Genomic DNA, 16,730 nt, shown 5'->3' on the forward strand with positions numbered 1-16,730 from the left:
AGGTCAGCGTGGATCGGCGGTCGGCCGCTGTCAAGCGGGGACCGCCCTGTCCGGCATCACGGAACGGTCACGATCACGTCGAGCGGCTCAGACGGAGGACCCATGGAGCTTCAGCCCTTCCTGCACGACCTCCTGGTCGCGACCATGGCCCCCACGCAGGCGTGGTCGGCGCCGGACGGCCAGGTGCGCCCCGGCGGGGCGCAGGGCTGGTACCACGGGGACGTCCGGGTGCTCTCGCAGGCGCTGCTCACCGTGGACGGGAGAGAGCCCGACGCGATCGCCGGCGGTCCCGCGGGCCCCGGCGCGGTGGAGGTCGTGGCGCTCCTGCGCGGGCTCGCGGAGGACGGCGCCGACCCGCGGATCGAGCTGCGTCGCACCCGCGAGGTGCGGCCGGGGCAGGTGCGCGAGCAGCTCCGTCTCGTCGCTGCCACCTCGCACCCCGTCAGCTGCACGGTCGGGCTCGAGCTCGCGTGCGACCTCGCGTCCATGGACCACGTGAAGCAAGGCCGTGCGACGGCGGCCCGTGCGGCCTGGGGCGGCGACGGGAAGGCCGGGTCGTCGCTGTCCGCTCCGGGCGGTCCGACGTGGACCGACGACGCCGGGACCCGGGTCGCGCTCGACGCGGGCTCGGCGCGGGTGGTCGACGCGGCGACGGCTGCGCCGCGGCTGCGCTGGGACGTGGCCCTCGAGCCCGGCGTGCCGCTGGTCCTCGAGTGGGGCGTGAGCGTCGAGGCGCCTGCGGGCGTCGTCGGCCCGCCCGCCACCGCGGAACCGGAGTGGTCCGTGCCGACCGTCGAGAGCGACGACCGGCGGCTGCCGGCCCTGCTGGACCGCGCGCTCGCCGACCTCTCGACGCTGCGGATGACGGCGGACTTCGCCCCGGGCGACACGTTCCTGGCGGCCGGTGCGCCCTGGTTCTTCACGCTGTTCGGACGCGACTCGATCTGGGCGGCCCGGATGCTGCTCCCGCTCGGGACGGACCTGGCCGCCGGCACCCTCCGAGTCCTCGCGGCCCGGCAGGGCACGGTCGTCGACCGGGAGACGGCCGAGGAGCCCGGCAAGATCCTGCACGAGGTCCGCAGCCGGCCGCTCTCGCTCGGCGAGGGCGACCGCGTGCTGCCGCCGCTCTACTACGGCACGGTCGACGCGACCCCGCTGTGGGTCTGCCTGCTGCACGACGCCTGGCGCTGGGGCCTGCCGGCGGACCAGGTCGAGGCCCTGCTGCCCGCCATGGAGCGCGCGCTCGCCTGGATGACCGACCACGGCGACGCGGACGGTGACGGGTTCCTCGAGTACGTCGACGCCACGGGACGGGGACTCGCGAACCAGGGCTGGAAGGACTCGGGGGACTCCGTCCAGTGGCGGGACGGCACCCTCGCGACGGGGCCGATCGCGCTGTGCGAGGTCCAGGCGTACGCGCACGAGGCGGCGCTCGGCGGGGCCGCTCTGCTGGACGCGTTCGGTCGTCCGGGGGCCGGGCGCTGGCGGAGCTGGGCCGCGGCGCTCGCCGAGCGGTTCCGCGCCCGGTTCTGGGTCGAGGACGCGAGCGGTCCGTACCCCGCGATCGCGCTGGATGCCGCCAAGCGCCCGGTCGACAGCCTGACGAGCAACATCGGCCACCTGCTCGGGACGGGCCTGCTGGACGCGCGCGAGGAGCGGCTCGTGGCCGAGCGGCTCCGCGGGCCGGGGATGAGCTCGGGGTTCGGCCTGCGGACGCTCGCGACGACGTCCGGCGGCTACTGGCCTCTGCGGTACCACGGCGGCTCGGTCTGGGCCCACGACACGGCGATCGCCGTGCTCGGCCTGACGCGCTCGGGCCACGTCGACGCGGCGGCCGTGCTCGTCGACGGTCTGCTCGCGGCGGGTGACGCGACCGGCTACCGCCTGCCGGAGCTCTACTCGGGCGACGAGCGCAGCACCGTGCCGACGCTCGTGCCGTACCCCGCGGCGTGCCGGCCGCAGGCCTGGTCGGCCGCCGCGGCCGTGGCCGTCCTCGGTGCGGCGCTCGGGCTCGCGCCCGACGTGCCGCGCGGCGAGCTGCGGGTCGCTCCCGTCACGCCCTCCCCGGTCGGCGCGATCCGGGTGACGGGGCTGGCTCTCGGCGGGCGCCCGCTGGGCGTGGCGGTCGACGCGTCGGGCAGCGTCGTCGAGGTGTCGGCCGAGGTCGACGTCCGCGTGCTGCGGGGTCCGTGCGCTGACTGACGCGGGCTGACGCCCGGAGCCCCAGCCTGCGCGGGCGCGACCGCACAACCTACAGTGGACCCTTGCCAGCAGGCGTCCGCACCCCGAGCGACGGCGTCGCGCAACTCCCGGAGGTGGCACGTCATGGGTCTGCTCGCCCGCATCGAGTCGCCGGCCGACGTCCGACGGCTGACCGCCGCGCAGGTCGACGAGCTGGCCGCCGAGATCCGCGAGTTCCTCGTGCAGTCGGTCTCGCGCACCGGCGGGCACCTGGGGCCGAACCTCGGCGTCGTCGAGCTGACGCTCGCGATGCACCGCGTGTTCGACTCGCCGCGCGACTCGATGGTGTTCGACACCGGGCACCAGGCCTACGTGCACAAGCTCGTCACGGGACGCAAGGACTTCGCCGACCTCCGCAAGCGCGGCGGGCTGTCCGGGTACCCGAGCCGCGCCGAGTCCGAGCACGACATCGTCGAGAACTCCCACGCGTCGACCGCGTTGAGCTGGGCGGACGGCATCGCCAAGGCCAACGTGGTCCGCGGCCGCACGGACCGGCACGTCGTCGCCGTCATCGGTGACGGCGCGCTCACCGGCGGCATGGCGTGGGAGGCCCTCAACAACATCGCGGCCGGGCACGACCGCCGGCTTGTCATCGTCGTCAACGACAACGGGCGCTCCTACGCGCCGACCATCGGCGGGCTCGCCTACGCCCTCACCGCGCTGCGCACCACGCGCGGCTACGAGAACGTCCTGTCCTGGGGCAAGAAGACGCTCAAGCGGTCGGGGCCCCCCGGGCGGCTGGCGTACGACGCGCTGCACGGGCTCAAGAAGGGCGTCAAGGACATCGTCGCGCCGCAGGGCATGTTCGAGGACCTCGGCCTGAAGTACATCGGCCCGGTCGACGGGCACGACACGGCCGCGGTCGAGCGAGCCCTCGCGCGCGCCAAGGCGTTCGGCGGCCCGGTCATCGTGCACGTGATCACCGAGAAGGGCCGCGGCTACACCCCCGCCGAGCAGGACCTTCTCGACCGGTTCCACGCGGTCGGCAGGATCCATCCCGAGACCGGCCTGCCGATCGCGCCGTCGCGGTTCGGGTGGACCTCGGTGTTCGCCGACGAGATGGTGCGCATCGGCCGACGCCGGCCCGACGTCGTCGCCGTCACCGCCGCGATGCTCGCGCCCACCGGGCTCGCCCCGTTCGCGACCGAGTTCCCGCACCGCACGTTCGACGTGGGCATCGCGGAGCAGCACGCCGCGACCTCGGCGGCAGGCATGGCGTTCGCCGGGCTGCACCCCGTCGTCGCGGTCTACGCGACCTTCCTGAACCGCGCGTTCGACCAGGTCGTCATGGACGTCGCGCTGCACAAGGCGGGGGTGACGTTCGTGCTCGACCGGGCGGGCATCACGGGCGACGACGGCGCGAGCCACAACGGCATGTGGGACATGGCGATGCTCTCGGTGGTGCCGGGCCTGCGCCTCGCGGCACCCCGTGACGAGCCGACCCTGCGCGCGGCGCTCCGGCTCGCGGTCGACGTCGACGACGCGCCGACCGTCGTGCGGTACCCGAAGAGCCCGCTGGTCGACCCCATCCCGGCCATCGACACCGTCGACGGCGTCGACGTGCTCGCGCGCCACGGTGCCGGCACGGCGCGGGACGTGCTCGTGGTGGGCGTCGGCGCGCTCGTGCCGTCGGCGCTCGGGGTGGGCGAGCTCCTCGCGGCGCACGGGCTGCGGGTGACGGTCGTGGACCCGCGGTGGGTGCTGCCGGTGCCCGAGGCCCTCGTGAAGCTCGCCGGCGAGCACGACCACGTCGTGACGATGGAGGACGGCCTCGTCGACGGGGGCGTCGGTGCGCTGCTCGCGCAGCGGGCGCGCGAGGCGCGCGTCGCGACACCGGTCCAGTCGGTCGGTGTCCCGCTCGGGTTCCTGGACCACGCCACCCGCGACCAGATCGTCGCCGACCTGCGCCTGCGGCCCGAGGACATCGTGCGCGACGTGCTCGTGGCGCTGAACGAGCCGACCGCACCGACGGAGGGCTGACGCGGGACGGTCGACGCCGTCCTCATCGAGCTCGTCGAGCGGTCGACCGAGTGCCGCCGCGAGCACAGCCTGCTCCCGAGGGCGGTCCACGCCCGGCAGGGGAACCGGTGTGAGGCGGATCTCGCCGATCCGGACGTGGCGCGGTCCGACTCGGGGCCAAGGTCCCAAGTCATCCCATGACCCGGCTCGTAGCGTCGAAGGCACCAGACGCGTACGAGGAGCACCCGCGATGACCACCACCGCAGTCCCGCAGCCCGCGACGACGACCGAGGCGCACCCCGCGTGGCGCAGCTTCGTCCCCGGCCCCTGGAACGACCGGATCGACGTGCGCGACTTCATCCAGCGCAACTACACGCCGTACCTCGGCGACGGCGCGTTCCTCGCGGGGCCCACCGGACGCACGACGGGCATCTGGGCGAAGCTCAGCGCGATGTTCCCCCAGGAGCGGGAGAAGGGGGTCTACGACGTCGACCCCCACACCCCGTCGACCATCACCTCGCACGCACCGGGCTACATCGACCAGGCGAACGAGCTCGTCGTGGGGCTCCAGACCGACGCCCCGCTCAAGCGGGCGATCATGCCCAACGGCGGCTGGCGCATGGTCGAGGGCGCGCTCCAGACGTACGGCTACGAGCCCGACGAGCAGGTCAGGAGGATCTTCACCGAGTACCGCAGGACCCACAACGACGGCGTCTTCGACGTGTACCCACCGAACGTCCGGGCGGCTCGCAGATCGCACATCATCACCGGGCTCCCGGACGCCTACGGGCGCGGCCGGATCATCGGCGACTACCGGCGCGTCGCGCTGTACGGCGTCGACGCCCTGATCGAGGCCAAGAAGGTCGAGCGCGCGACCCTCGGGATGGAGCGTTCGCTCGACGACGTGATCCGGGCTCGCGAGGAGAACGCCGAGCAGATCCGGGCGCTCGGCGAGCTCAAGGCGATGGCCGCCTCGTACGGCTACGACATCTCAGGTCCGGCCGCGACGGGTCGCGAGGCCGTGCAGTGGCTCTACTTCGCGTACCTCGGCGCGGTCAAGGAGCAGAACGGTGCGGCCATGTCGCTGGGCCGCACGTCGACGTTCCTCGACGTGTACCTCCAGCGCGACCTCGACGACGGCGTCCTGACCGAGTCCGACGCGCAGGAGCTGATCGACGACCTCGTCATCAAGCTCCGGATCGTGCGGTTCCTGCGCACGCCGGAGTACGACGCGCTGTTCTCGGGCGACCCGACGTGGGTGACCGAGTCGATCGGCGGCGTCGGGGAGGACGGACGTCCGCTCGTGACGAAGTCGTCCTTCCGCTTCCTCCAGACCCTCTACAACCTGGGCCCCGCGCCCGAGCCGAACCTCACGGTCCTGTGGAGCCACCGGTTGCCCGCGGGCTTCAAGGCGTTCTGCGCGCAGGTCTCGATCGACACCTCCGCGATCCAGTACGAGTCGGACGAGCTCATCCGGGCCGCGTGGGGCGACGACGCCGCGATCGCCTGCTGCGTCTCGGCCATGCGCGTCGGCAAGCAGATGCAGTTCTTCGGCGCCCGCGTGAACCTCGCCAAGTCGCTCCTGTACGCGATCAACGGCGGCCGCGACGAGGTGTCGGGCCAGCAGGTCGCGCCGGCCACGGCCCCGGTCGAGGGCGACGTCCTCGACTACGACGACGTGACGGCGAAGCTCGACGTGCTGCTGGACTGGCTCGCCGAGACCTATGTGGACGCGCTCAACTGCGTGCACTACATGCACGACAAGTACGCGTACGAGCGGCTCGAGATGGCGCTCCATGACGGCGAGATCCTGCGCACCATGGCGTGCGGCATCGCGGGGCTGAGCGTCGTGGTCGACTCGCTCTCGGCGATCCGGTACGCCGCGGTGCGCCCGGTGCGGGACGAGACCGGCCTCGTCGTCGACTACGTGGTGGAGGGCGACTTCCCGACGTACGGCAACGACGACGACCGCGCCGACCGCATCGCCGTCGACCTCGTGTCGAGCTTCATGGCGAAGATCCGTCGCCAGCGGACCTACCGCGACGCGCTGCACACGCAGTCGGTCCTGACGATCACGTCGAACGTCGTCTACGGCAAGGCCACGGGGCACACCCCCGACGGTCGACGCGCCGGCGAGCCGTTCGCCCCCGGCGCCAACCCGATGAACGGCCGGGACGTGCACGGGATGCTCGCGAGCGCGCTGAGCGTCGCCAAGCTGCCCTACTCCGACGCGATGGACGGCATCTCGCTGACCTCGACCGTGGTGCCCTCGGGACTCGGTCGCGACCGCGCCGAGCAGGTCGAGAACCTCGTCGGGCTGCTGGACGGCTACACCGTCTCGGGCGGGTTCCATGTCAACGTCAACGTGCTCAATCGCGAGACGCTCGAGGACGCGATGGAGCACCCCGAGAAGTACCCGCAGCTCACGATCCGGGTCTCGGGGTACGCGGTGAACTTCGTGCGGCTGACCCGCGAGCAGCAGCTCGACGTCCTCTCCCGCACGTTCCACGCCGGCGTCTGAGGCGGCAGCCATGAGCGTGGTCACCCCGCACGACGCCGGAGCACCGGTCATCGAGCTCGCCGTCCCGCTGGTCGGGGGCTCGCACCGGCGGGCCTCGGCCGGGACGGCCGGTCTCGAGGTGAGCGCGGCCGACCGGTCGACGCGGTTCGCGCAGATGCGTGCGGGCGAGCTCGGCTCCCTCCACTCGTGGGAGCTCGTCACCGCGGTGGACGGGCCCGGGACGCGCATGACCGCCTTCCTCGCGGGGTGCCCGCTGCGCTGCCTGTACTGCCACAACCCCGACACGCTGGAGATGCGCCACGGCGAGCCGGTGACGGCGGTAGAGCTTCTCGCCCGGCTCGCGCGCTACCGCACGATCTTCGAGGTGACCGGCGGTGGTCTCACCCTCTCGGGCGGCGAGCCGCTCATGCAGCCCGCGTTCGTCCGGCGCGTCCTGCGCGGGGCGAAGGAGCTCGGAATCCACACGGCGATCGACACCTCGGGCTACCTCGGCGCGCACTGCTCGGACGAGATGCTCGACGACGTCGACCTCGTGCTCCTCGACGTGAAGTCGGGTGACCCCGAGACCTACCGTCGCGTGACCGGGCACGAGCTGGCGCCCACGCTCGACTTCGGCCGGCGCCTGGCCGCCCGGGGCACCGAGACCTGGATCCGCTTCGTGCTGGTCCCCGGTCTCACCGACGACGAGGGGAACGTCGACGCCGTCGCCGAGTACGTGGCCACGCTCGGCTCGGTCTCCCGGGTCGAGATCCTGCCGTTCCACCAGATGGGCCGCGACAAGTGGGAGTCCCTCGGGATGCGCTACGAGCTGGGGCAGACGCAGCCGCCGTCCCCCGAGCTCGTCGAACGCGTTCGCGGGCAGTTCCGGGCGCGCGGCCTGACGGTGCACTAGGCACCGCCAGGCCGCGCCCGGCGAGGGGTCAGGCCTGCGGGACGTTCGCGACGCCGTCGGGCAGCAGCCGCCGTCCGAGGACCCGCTCGGAGTACCCCGTCCGGTCCAGGTACGGCGAGAGCCCGCCGAGGTGGAACGGCCAGCCCGCGCCCAGGATCATGCAGAGGTCGATCTGGTCCGGGCTCGCGACGACCTTCTCGTCGAGCATGAGACCGATCTCCTGCGTGAGGCCCGCGAGCACGGCGTCGAGCACGCCCGCCTCGTCGAGCGACCCGGCGCCGGGCTCGCCGAAGACCTCCTGGATGGCGGGGTCGACCGCGTGCTCGGCGCCGCGTCCGTCGGGCTCGGGCACCACGCGACGACCCTCCGTCGCCAGCCGTTCGAGCCCGGGGGAGAGCGGATAGCGCGCCCCGAGGTCCTCGTGCAGCGAGCCCAGCACGTGGAGCGCCACCGGCAGCCCGACGAGCTGGATGAGCGCGAACGGGCTCATCGGCAGGCCGAGCGGACGCAGCGCGACGTCGGCCACCTGGACCGGCGTTCCGCCCTCGACCGCGGCCGCCACCTCGGCGAGCATCCGCAGCAGCAGCCGGTTCACCACGAAGCCGGGGCGGTCGGCGACCCCGACGGCCGTCTTCCCGAGCTTCTTCGCGACGGCGAACGCGGTGGCGACCGCCGCGTCGCTCGACGCGGGCGTGCGCACGACCTCGACGAGCGGCATCTGCGCCACCGGGTTGAAGAAGTGCAGGCCGACGACGCGCTCGGGGTTGCGCAGGTGCGTCGACATCTGGGCGACCGAGAGGGCCGAGGTGTTCGTCGCGAGGATCGCGTCGGGCGCGATGACGTCCTCGAGCTCGGCGAACACGCGCTGCTTGAGCGCCAGCACCTCGGTGACGGCCTCGATCACGAGGTCGGCGCCCGCGAGGGTGCCGAGGTCGGTGCTGACGCTGATCGAGCCGAGGACGCGGTTGGCCTCGTCCTGCGACATGCGGCCCTTCTTCGCCATCCCCTCGACGAGCGAGCGGATGCCCGCGAGCCCCGCGGCCACGCGGTCGTCGTCGATCTCGCGCATGACGATCGGCACGCGCAGGCGACGCGCCATGAGCACCGCGAGCTGGCCCGCCATCAGACCGGCACCCACGATGCCGACCGAGCGGACGGGCCGCGCGAGCTCCGCGGCCGGCGCGCCGGCGGGCTTGCGGGACTTCCGCGTGGTCAGGTCGAACGCGTAGAGGCTCGCGCGCATCTCGTCGGACATGATGAGGTCCGCGAGCGCGTCGTCCTCGGCGGCGAACGCCTCCTCGCGGCCGCGCGCGCGCGACGCGGCCACCAGGTCGAGCGCGCGGTACGGCGCGAGCCGCGCGCCGTGCAGGCGCTGGTCGAGCTGCGCGCGAGCGCCTTCGATCACCGCGTCCCACGCCGGGTCGTCCGTGGGGTCCACCGGGCGCGCGACCTGCACGCGCCCGGCGAGCACGTCCGCCGTCCACGCGATCGACCGCTCGAGGAAGTCGGCCGGGTGGAGCAGGACGTCCGCGACGCCCAGCTCGACCGCCTCGGCGGCCCTCGTCATCCGGTTGTTCGCGAGCGGCCGGGTGAGGACGAGCTCGAGCGCGTTGCGCACCCCGACCAGGCGGGGCAGGAGGTAGCAGCCGCCCCAGCCGGGCACGAGGCCCAGGAACGTCTCGGGGAGCGCGAGGGCAGTGACGTCGCCCGCCACCGTGCGGTAGGTGCAGTGCAGCGCGAGCTCGAGGCCCCCGCCGAGCGCCGCGCCGTTGACGTAGGCGAACGTCGGCACGCTCATCTCGCCCAGCAGCCGGAACGCGGCGTGGCCGAGCTCGGCGAGCGCCCGGGCGTCGGACTCGTCCGTGGTCGCGGCGGCCGCGGTGAGGTCGGCCCCGGCCGCGAGGTAGTAGGGCTTGCCGGTCACGGCCACGGCGACGATCTCGCCCGCGGCCGCGCGCCGCTGCTGCTCGACCAGCACGGCCCGCAGCTCGGTGAGACCGAGCGGGCCGATCGTCGTGGGCTTGGTGTGGTCGAGCCCGTTGTCGACCGTGACCAGGGCGAGCGTCCCGGCCCGCCCCGGGAGGGCGACGTCGCGCACGAGAGCGTGCATGACCCGCTCCGGCCGGGGGCCGCTCGGCTGGCGGGCTGACGCGTCGGTGGACGCGCTCGTGGTCCTCGTGCCGGTCATCGCTGCACCCCGTCGGTGGTCGTGGCGGACGTCGTGGTGGGCGGGCGGTAGCCCTCGTAGTCGGCGTGGTGCGGGTTCTCCCAGATCACCGTGCCGCCCTGGCCGAGGCCGACGCACATGGTCGTGAGGCCGTACCGGACGTCGGGTCGCTCGGCGAACTGGCGCGCGAGCTGGGTCATCAGGCGCACGCCCGAGCTGGCGAGCGGGTGCCCCACGGCGATGGCCCCGCCGTAGGGGTTCACGCGCGGGTCGTCGTCCTCGATCGTGAACTCGTCGAGGAACGCGAGGACCTGCACGGCGAAGGCCTCGTTGATCTCGAACAGGCCGATGTCCTCGATCGTCAGGCCGGCCCGCTCGAGCGCCTTGCGGGTCGCGGGCACCGGTCCGATCCCCATCACCTCGGGCGCGACTCCCGCGTACGCGAACGAGACCATCCGCATCCGGGCCGGGAGGCCGAGCTCCTCGGCCACGTCCTCGGCGGCCAGCAGGCAGGCGGCGGCGCCGTCCGTGAGCGGCGCGGCCGTCGCGGCCGTCACCCGGCCGCCGGGGCGGAACGGCGTCTTGAGGTCCTGGATCGACTCGAAGCTCGTCCCCGGACGCGGCGGCTCGTCCGCCGTCGCGAGCCCCCAGCCGCGCTCGGGGTCGCGCGTGGCGACGGGCACGAGGTCGGGCTCGATCTGGCCGGCGGCCAGCGCGGCGGCGTACTTCGCCTGGCTCGCGACGCCGTACCGGTCCGCACGCTCCTTGGTCAGGGCGGGGTAGCGGTCATGCAGGTTCTCGGCGGTGTTGCCCATGTTGAGCGCATCGGCGCTCACGAGCTTCTCGGAGACGAACCGGGGGTTCGGGTCCGCGTCGAGCCCCATCGGGTGCCGACCCATGTGCTCGACGCCGCCGGCGAGGACGACGTCCTGGGCGCCCACGCCGATCCCGGCCGCGGTCGTCGTGACGGCGGTCATCGCTCCGGCGCACATGCGGTCGATGGCGTAGCCGGGCACCGAGCGCGGAAGCCCGGCGAGCACTCCGACGGTGCGACCGAGCGTCAGGCCCTGGTCGCCCGACTGCGTCGTCGCCGCGACGGCGACCTCGTCGATCCGCTCGGGCGGGAGCTCGGGGTGCCGGCGCAGGATCTCGCGCACCGCCTTCACCGCGAGGTCGTCCGCCCGGGTGTGGGCGTAGAGACCGTCCTCGCGGGCGCGTCCGAACGGCGTCCGGACCCCCTCGACGAAGACGACCGGGCGAACCGTGGGGCGGCGCGCGGCTGGGCTGGGCATCAGACCTCCTGGCAGGACAGCGGTGTCCGGGTGGTGCCGCCGGTCCCCGGCGGGCAGACACACGATACCCGGCGTACCGGGTAAGAACCAGGCCGGTGTTACTGACCAGTAGCAAGTGCCGCGGCGAGCCGCGGCACGACGAGCTCGACCTGCCACGGCCGCGCGCCACCCGCCGCGAGCGCTTCCGCGACCTCCGCCCCCCCGAGGCCTGGGGGCGGCGACCAGCAGAGCCGGCGCAGCAGGTCGGGCAGGAGGAGGTTCTCGACCGGCACGTCGTGCTCCGCCGACAGCGACGCCATCGCCTCGCGAGCCGCGGCGAGCCGCGCGGCCGCCGCGGGATCGCGGTCGGGCCACGCCCGCGGGGGCGGCGGCGCGTCGGAGCGCGGTCCGCGCACGGACGGCAGCTCCTTCTCGCCGAGGGCGAGCCCGCGGTCGATGGCCTGCTGCCACATCGCCGCGCGACGCCGGGCGCCCTTGCCCGCGAACGCGGGGAGCGCGGTGAGCTGGTCGACGGAGCGCGGCAGCGCCTGCGCCGCCGCGACGATCGCGTGGTCGGGCAGCACCCGCCCGGGCGAGAGGTCGCGGTGGCGGGCGTTCTCGTCGCGGGTGGTCCACAGCTCGCGCACGACGGCGAGGCGGCGCGCGTCGCGCACGACGTGCAGGCCCGACACGCGGCGCCAGGGCTCGACCCGCGGCGCGGGCGGCGGCGCGAGCCGCAGCGCCTCGAACTCCTGCGCCGCCCACTCGGCCTTGCCGGCCTCCGCGAGCCGCTCGGCGATCACGGCGCGAAGCTCCACGAGCACCTCGACGTCCAGGGCTGCATAGCGCAGCCACCCCTCGGGGAGCGGGCGCGTCGACCAGTCGACGGCCGAGTGCTCCTTCGCGAGCCCGAGGCCCAGCAGCTCGGCGACGACCGCCGCGAGCCCGACGCGCTCGAGCCCGAGCAGGCGGGCGCCGACCTCGGTGTCGAAGACGCGGCTCGGGCGCATGCCCTGCTCCGCCAGGCCGGGAAGGTCCTGGGACGAGGCGTGCAGCACCCACTCGACCCCGACGAGCGCGTCGGAGAGGCGCGAGAGGTCCGGCAGCGCGATGGGGTCGATCAGGGCAGTGCCGGCACCCTCGCGGCGCAGCTGGACGAGGTACGTCCGCTGGCCGTACCGGTACCCCGACGCTCGCTCCGCGTCCACCGCGACCGGACCCGTCCCGGCGCCGAACGCAGCGACCACCGCCTCGAGCGCCTCGCGCGTCTCGACGACCGGGGGGACGCCCTCGGTGGGCTCGACGAGGGGCACCACGGCGGGACGCGCGGGGGCCGGCTGGGGCTCGGCCGGGGCGTCGTCGGGCCCGGCCATGGGGCTGGGTGGCCCGACGACGGCGTCACGCGGGTCCGCGACGTCGGTCGGGTGTTCGAGATCGGGTGCGCCCACGGCTTCTACCGTAGGTCGTCGGACGCCGCGCGAGCGCCAGCCCGCGCGGAGCGCCTCGAGGAGACGGTGCCCGGGCGGCGACCCTCGGCCGCCGGCCCGCGGGTCAGGGCATCAGCCCGCTGCGGATCACCATCGCCACGAGCTCGGCGCGGTCACCTGTCCCGAGCTTGCGGGAGATCCGCGCGAGGTGGCTCTTGACGGTGAGCGCCGACAGGCCCAGCTCGTCGCCGATGAGTCGGTTGCTCCGGCCGTCCGCGACGAGCTTGAGCACCCCGAGCTCGCGCGCGGTCAGCTCGGTCTGCAGCGGGACCGTCGGGACGGCCGGTGCCACGGGGGCGAGCCCCGACCCGGCCCCGGCAGGCCGCTCGTCCCCGCCGACCAGCTGCATGCGCCGTGAGTCGCTCGCGACGGCACCGCGCAGGCCGCCGGCGAGGAGCTGGACGAGCTCGCGACGGGCCGCCCGGCGAGCCAGCAGGACGACCCGGGGGGTCCCGCGCCGTCCGAGGTTGCGCACGAGCGTCGTGCCGTCGCCGTCGCCGAGCTCGTTCACGACGATGCACATCTGCCCCAGGGGCGCCGGGCGCCGGGCCTGGCTGACCGGGACGACCGCGCGCTGGAGGGTTGAGCTGCTGCGCAGGGGCTCGATGCTCACGACGGTTCTCCTGCGGACGGGGACGGTACCTCTCTCCTATCGGCCGGAACCCCCGGAAACTTGAGGTGACGGCGTACCTCTGCGCGGACGCGCCGAGCCGCGACGCCCGTCGCGGGTCAGCGACGCGGCGCGATCGCCGTGACGCCCTGCGGGAGCGGCGGGAGACCCGCGGCCTGGCAGAGCAGTCGCGCCCACGCCTGCAGGTGCGGCCCGAGATCACCGTCCGGCGCCGTCCAGGACGCGCGGATCTCGACCTCGACCTCGTCCGCACGGTCCTCGAGCGCCCCGAAGCTCTGCGAGAGCACCCGGGTCACCGTGCCGCCGGCCGCGCGCGCGGGCGCCTGCGCGTCGGCGAGGGCGTCCTCGAACCACGTCCACGCCACCTCGGCCAGGAGGCCGTCGGCGCCGAGCTCCGCCTCGAGCGTCGCCCGCACGAGCGTCACGAGCCTGAACGTGCCGTCCCACGCCTCCTGACCCGCGGGGTCGTGGAGCACGACGAACCGGCCCGACGCGAGCTCGTCGGCCGAGCGGGGGGCCGACACGTCCGCGGTGAGCGCCACGCTCCAGGGCGCGATCCGGCCCGGCGCCGGCACCTCCTCGAGGTGCACCTCGGGACGCAGGCGGGTCTCGCGCAGCGCCATGAGCGCGCGCACGAACTCGGCCGGCACGTCGCTCTGACCGGGGGTGACCACCGGCCGAGCGTACGGCGACCCGACGCGCCCCCGACCCCGGCACGCCGAGGCGGTGTCGCCCTCCGCCGATAGGCTGAGCCGTCGTCACCACCGCCCGAGCGAGGAGCACCCCCCATGCCTGCAACCGCGCAGATCGGCGTCACCGGCCTTGCCGTGATGGGCCGCAACCTGGCCCGCAACTTCGCGCGGCACGGGTACACCGTCGCCGTGCACAACCGCTCCTGGGCCAGGACGCAGTCGCTGGTCGCGGACCACGGCGCGGACGGGACGTTCGTGCCCTCGGAGTCGATGGCGGAGTTCGTCGCCTCGCTCGAACGGCCGCGCAAGGTGGTCGTCATGGTCAAGGCCGGCGGACCGACGGACGCCGTGATCGCCGAGCTCGTGCCCCTCCTGGAGGAGGGTGACATCGTGATCGACGCCGGCAACGCGCACTTCCCGGACACGATCCGGCGCGAGGCCGAGCTCAAGGCCCACGGGCTGCACTTCGTCGGCACCGGCGTCTCCGGCGGCGAGGAGGGCGCCCTCAACGGGCCGAGCATCATGCCCGGCGGCTCGCGCGAGTCCTACACGACGCTCGGCCCGATCCTCGAGGACATCTCCGCGAAGGTCGACGGCGTGCCGTGCTGCGCCTACGTCGGCCCGAACGGCGCCGGTCACTTCGTGAAGATGGTGCACAACGGCATCGAGTACGCGGACATGCAGCTCATCGCCGAGGCGTACGACCTGCTCCGCCAGGGGCTCGGGGCGTCCGCGAGCGAGATCGGCGACATCTTCGCCGAGTGGAACTCGGGCGACCTCGAGTCATTCCTCATCGAGATCTCCGCCGACGTGCTGCGCCACGTCGACGCGGAGACCGGGCAGGCCTTCGTCGACGTCGTGCTCGACCGGGCGGAGCAGAAGGGCACGGGCCGGTGGACGGTGCAGAACGCGCTCGACCTGGGCGTGCCCATCACCGGCATCGCGGAGGCGACGTTCGCCCGCGCCCTGTCCGGCTCGGTGCCGCAGCGCGAGGCGGCGCGCGGGGCGCTGCCGGCGCACGCCGCCGCATGGGACGTCCAGGACCGCGACGCCTTCGTCGAGGACGTGCGGCTTGCGCTCTACGCGTCGAAGGTCGTGGCGTACTCGCAGGGCTTCGACCAGATCGCGGCGGCCAGCGCCGAGTACGACTGGGACATCGACCGGGGCGCGATGGCACGCATCTGGCGCGGCGGCTGCATCATCCGGGCCCGGTTCCTCAACCGGATCACGGAGGCGTACGAGCGCGACGCGAACCTCCCGCTGCTGCTCGCCGACGAGTACTTCACGGGCGCCGTCGGGAACGGGGTCGCCGCGTGGCGTCGCGTCGTCGCGGCCGCGGCCCAGAACGGCGTGCCGACGCCCGCGTTCTCGTCGTCGCTCGCCTACTACGACGGCGTCCGGGCCGACCGGCTGCCCGCGGCGCTCGTCCAGGCGCAGCGCGACTTCTTCGGAGCGCACACCTACCACCGGGTCGACCGCGACGGGACGTTCCACACCGAGTGGACGGGTGACCGCAGCGAGACGGCCCAGTGACGGCGAGCGGCCGGACCCCGGTCCCGGACGCCACGGGGCCCGACGACGACGCGACCGCCGACGCCGCCGGGCGCGGCTCGGCCCCGCTCCAGCCGGTGATCCTCGGCGCCGACATCGGCGTGTACGCGCTCGCGCGGTCGTTCCACGAGGCGTACGGCGTGCGGTCGATCGTCGTGAGCGGCGCCGCGCTCGGGCCCGTGGCCCGCTCGCGGATCCTCGACAACGTGCTGCTGGGCCCGGCCGCGTCGCCCGAGGACCTCGTGGACCGGCTCGTCACGCTCGCGGGCGAGCTGCCCGGGCGTCGGCTCGTCCTGCTCGCCAACTCGGACTGGCTCGTCCGCGTCGTCGTGCGTCATCGCGTGCGGCTCGAGCCGCACTACGTCGTGCCGTTCCTCGACGAGGCGCTGCTCGACCGCATCTCGGACAAGGCCACGTTCGCCGAGATCTGCACCGGGCTCGGCATCGACGTGCCGCGCACGGTCGTCCAGGACTTCTCCGGGGCCGGCGAGGACGACTGGCGCCCCCGTCCCGTCGACGTCGCCTACCCGCTCATCGCGAAGGCCGCGAGCAGCGCCGACTACCAGGACGTGCACTTCCCCGGGAAGAAGAAGGTCTTCGAGATCTCGACCTCGGCCGAGCTCGACGCGCTCTGGACGGCGCTGGCGGGTGCCGGCTTCCGCGGGCGGTTCGTGGTCCAGGAGCTCATCCCGGGCGACGACACGCAGATGCGCTCGATCACCGCGTACGTCGACAGCCGGGGCGAGCTCACGTTGATGTGCTCGGCGCACGTGCTGCTCGAGGAGCACACGCCGTCGGGGCTCGGGAACCCCGCCGCCATGATCACGCAGCGTGTCGACGCGATGCTCGAGCAGGCCCGGCGGTTCCTCACGTCGACCGGTTACGTCGGGTTCGCCAACTTCGACGTCAAGGTCGATCCGCGCGACGGGTCGTTCCGGTTCTTCGAGGTGAACCCCCGCATCGGCCGCAACAACTACTACGTGACGGCTGCGGGCGCGAACCCGATGCGGTTCCTCGTCGAGGACCGGGTGCAGGGTCGTGCGGTCGAGCCGGTCGTGGTCGACCGCGAGATCCTCTACTCGATCCTGCCGCACCGGCTGCTGCTGAGGTACGTGCTCGACCCCGCTCTCAGGGCCAGGGTGCGCACGCTGGTCCGCGCGGGCGCCGTCGCCCACCCGCTGCGCTACCGCGGCGACGGCTCGGTCGCGCGGCGGGCGTACGTGCTGGCGGCGATGCTCAACCAGGTCCGCAAGTTCCGCACGTACTACCCGGAGCCGACGCAGACCGGGTTCTGACGACCCGGCGCGCTGAGGTCCCG

The 16,730-nt window shown here is 74.0% G+C and carries 11 protein-coding genes; 6 read left to right on the plus strand and 5 right to left on the minus strand.

All coding sequences use genetic code 11. The features are described 5' to 3' along the window. Positions 1-102: 102 nt before the first annotated feature. From HIR71_RS04080 to pflA, 4 genes are all read left to right on the plus strand, one after another. Complete coding sequence (locus HIR71_RS04080; protein ID WP_169323683.1) at positions 103-2,202, plus strand: amylo-alpha-1,6-glucosidase; 2,100 nt, start codon at positions 103-105, stop codon at positions 2,200-2,202. A gap of 123 nt (positions 2,203-2,325) precedes the next feature. Continuing rightward, positions 2,326-4,221 (plus strand): 1-deoxy-D-xylulose-5-phosphate synthase, encoded by a 1,896-nt coding sequence (gene dxs, locus HIR71_RS04085; RefSeq protein WP_169323684.1) that lies wholly within the window; start codon positions 2,326-2,328, stop codon positions 4,219-4,221. Between the two features lie 229 nt (positions 4,222-4,450). Further along, positions 4,451-6,721 carry a formate C-acetyltransferase gene (gene pflB, locus HIR71_RS04090; protein WP_169323686.1) on the plus strand — a complete coding sequence of 757 codons (2,271 nt, stop codon included), beginning with the start codon at positions 4,451-4,453 and terminating at the stop codon, positions 6,719-6,721. A 10-nt stretch (positions 6,722-6,731) separates the two neighbouring features. Continuing rightward, positions 6,732-7,613, plus strand: coding sequence for a pyruvate formate-lyase-activating protein (gene pflA / locus HIR71_RS04095; RefSeq protein WP_169323688.1), 882 nt, complete (start codon positions 6,732-6,734; stop codon positions 7,611-7,613). Between the two features lie 28 nt (positions 7,614-7,641). On the opposite strand, the gene HIR71_RS04100 is transcribed toward pflA, so the two are convergent. The 5 genes from HIR71_RS04100 to HIR71_RS04120 form a co-directional block, all read right to left on the minus strand. Beyond that, positions 7,642-9,723: a 3-hydroxyacyl-CoA dehydrogenase NAD-binding domain-containing protein gene (locus tag HIR71_RS04100; protein ID WP_249051559.1), complete on the minus strand. Its 2,082-nt coding sequence runs from the start codon at positions 9,721-9,723 to the stop codon at positions 7,642-7,644. Positions 9,724-9,797: 74 nt separating this feature from the next. Then, complete coding sequence (locus tag HIR71_RS04105) at positions 9,798-11,072, minus strand: thiolase family protein (protein ID WP_169323691.1); 1,275 nt, start codon at positions 11,070-11,072, stop codon at positions 9,798-9,800. 98 nt (positions 11,073-11,170) lie between these two features. Next, the gene (locus tag HIR71_RS04110; protein WP_169323862.1) at positions 11,171-12,424 is read right to left on the minus strand and encodes a ribonuclease D; all 1,254 of its coding nucleotides are present in this window, start codon (positions 12,422-12,424) and stop codon (positions 11,171-11,173) included. A 178-nt stretch (positions 12,425-12,602) separates the two neighbouring features. Continuing rightward, complete coding sequence (locus HIR71_RS04115) at positions 12,603-13,151, minus strand: helix-turn-helix transcriptional regulator (RefSeq protein WP_311836075.1); 549 nt, start codon at positions 13,149-13,151, stop codon at positions 12,603-12,605. 116 nt (positions 13,152-13,267) lie between these two features. Beyond that, positions 13,268-13,792 carry a DUF3000 domain-containing protein gene (locus HIR71_RS04120; RefSeq protein WP_169323866.1) on the minus strand — a complete coding sequence of 175 codons (525 nt, stop codon included), beginning with the start codon at positions 13,790-13,792 and terminating at the stop codon, positions 13,268-13,270. Positions 13,793-13,957: 165 nt separating this feature from the next. Between HIR71_RS04120 and gndA the strand changes: the two genes are divergently transcribed. Both gndA and HIR71_RS04130 read left to right on the plus strand, forming a co-directional pair. After that, positions 13,958-15,394, plus strand: a complete 1,437-nt coding sequence (gene gndA, locus HIR71_RS04125) for an NADP-dependent phosphogluconate dehydrogenase (protein ID WP_169323694.1) — start codon at positions 13,958-13,960, stop codon at positions 15,392-15,394. A gap of 95 nt (positions 15,395-15,489) precedes the next feature. After that, complete coding sequence (locus HIR71_RS04130; RefSeq protein WP_311836089.1) at positions 15,490-16,707, plus strand: carboxylate--amine ligase; 1,218 nt, start codon at positions 15,490-15,492, stop codon at positions 16,705-16,707. Positions 16,708-16,730: the final 23 nt, after the last annotated feature.

It is taken from the genome of Cellulomonas fimi (assembly GCF_012952065.1).
GTDB classification, from domain to species: Bacteria; Actinomycetota; Actinomycetes; order Actinomycetales; family Cellulomonadaceae; genus Pengzhenrongella; species Pengzhenrongella fimi_A.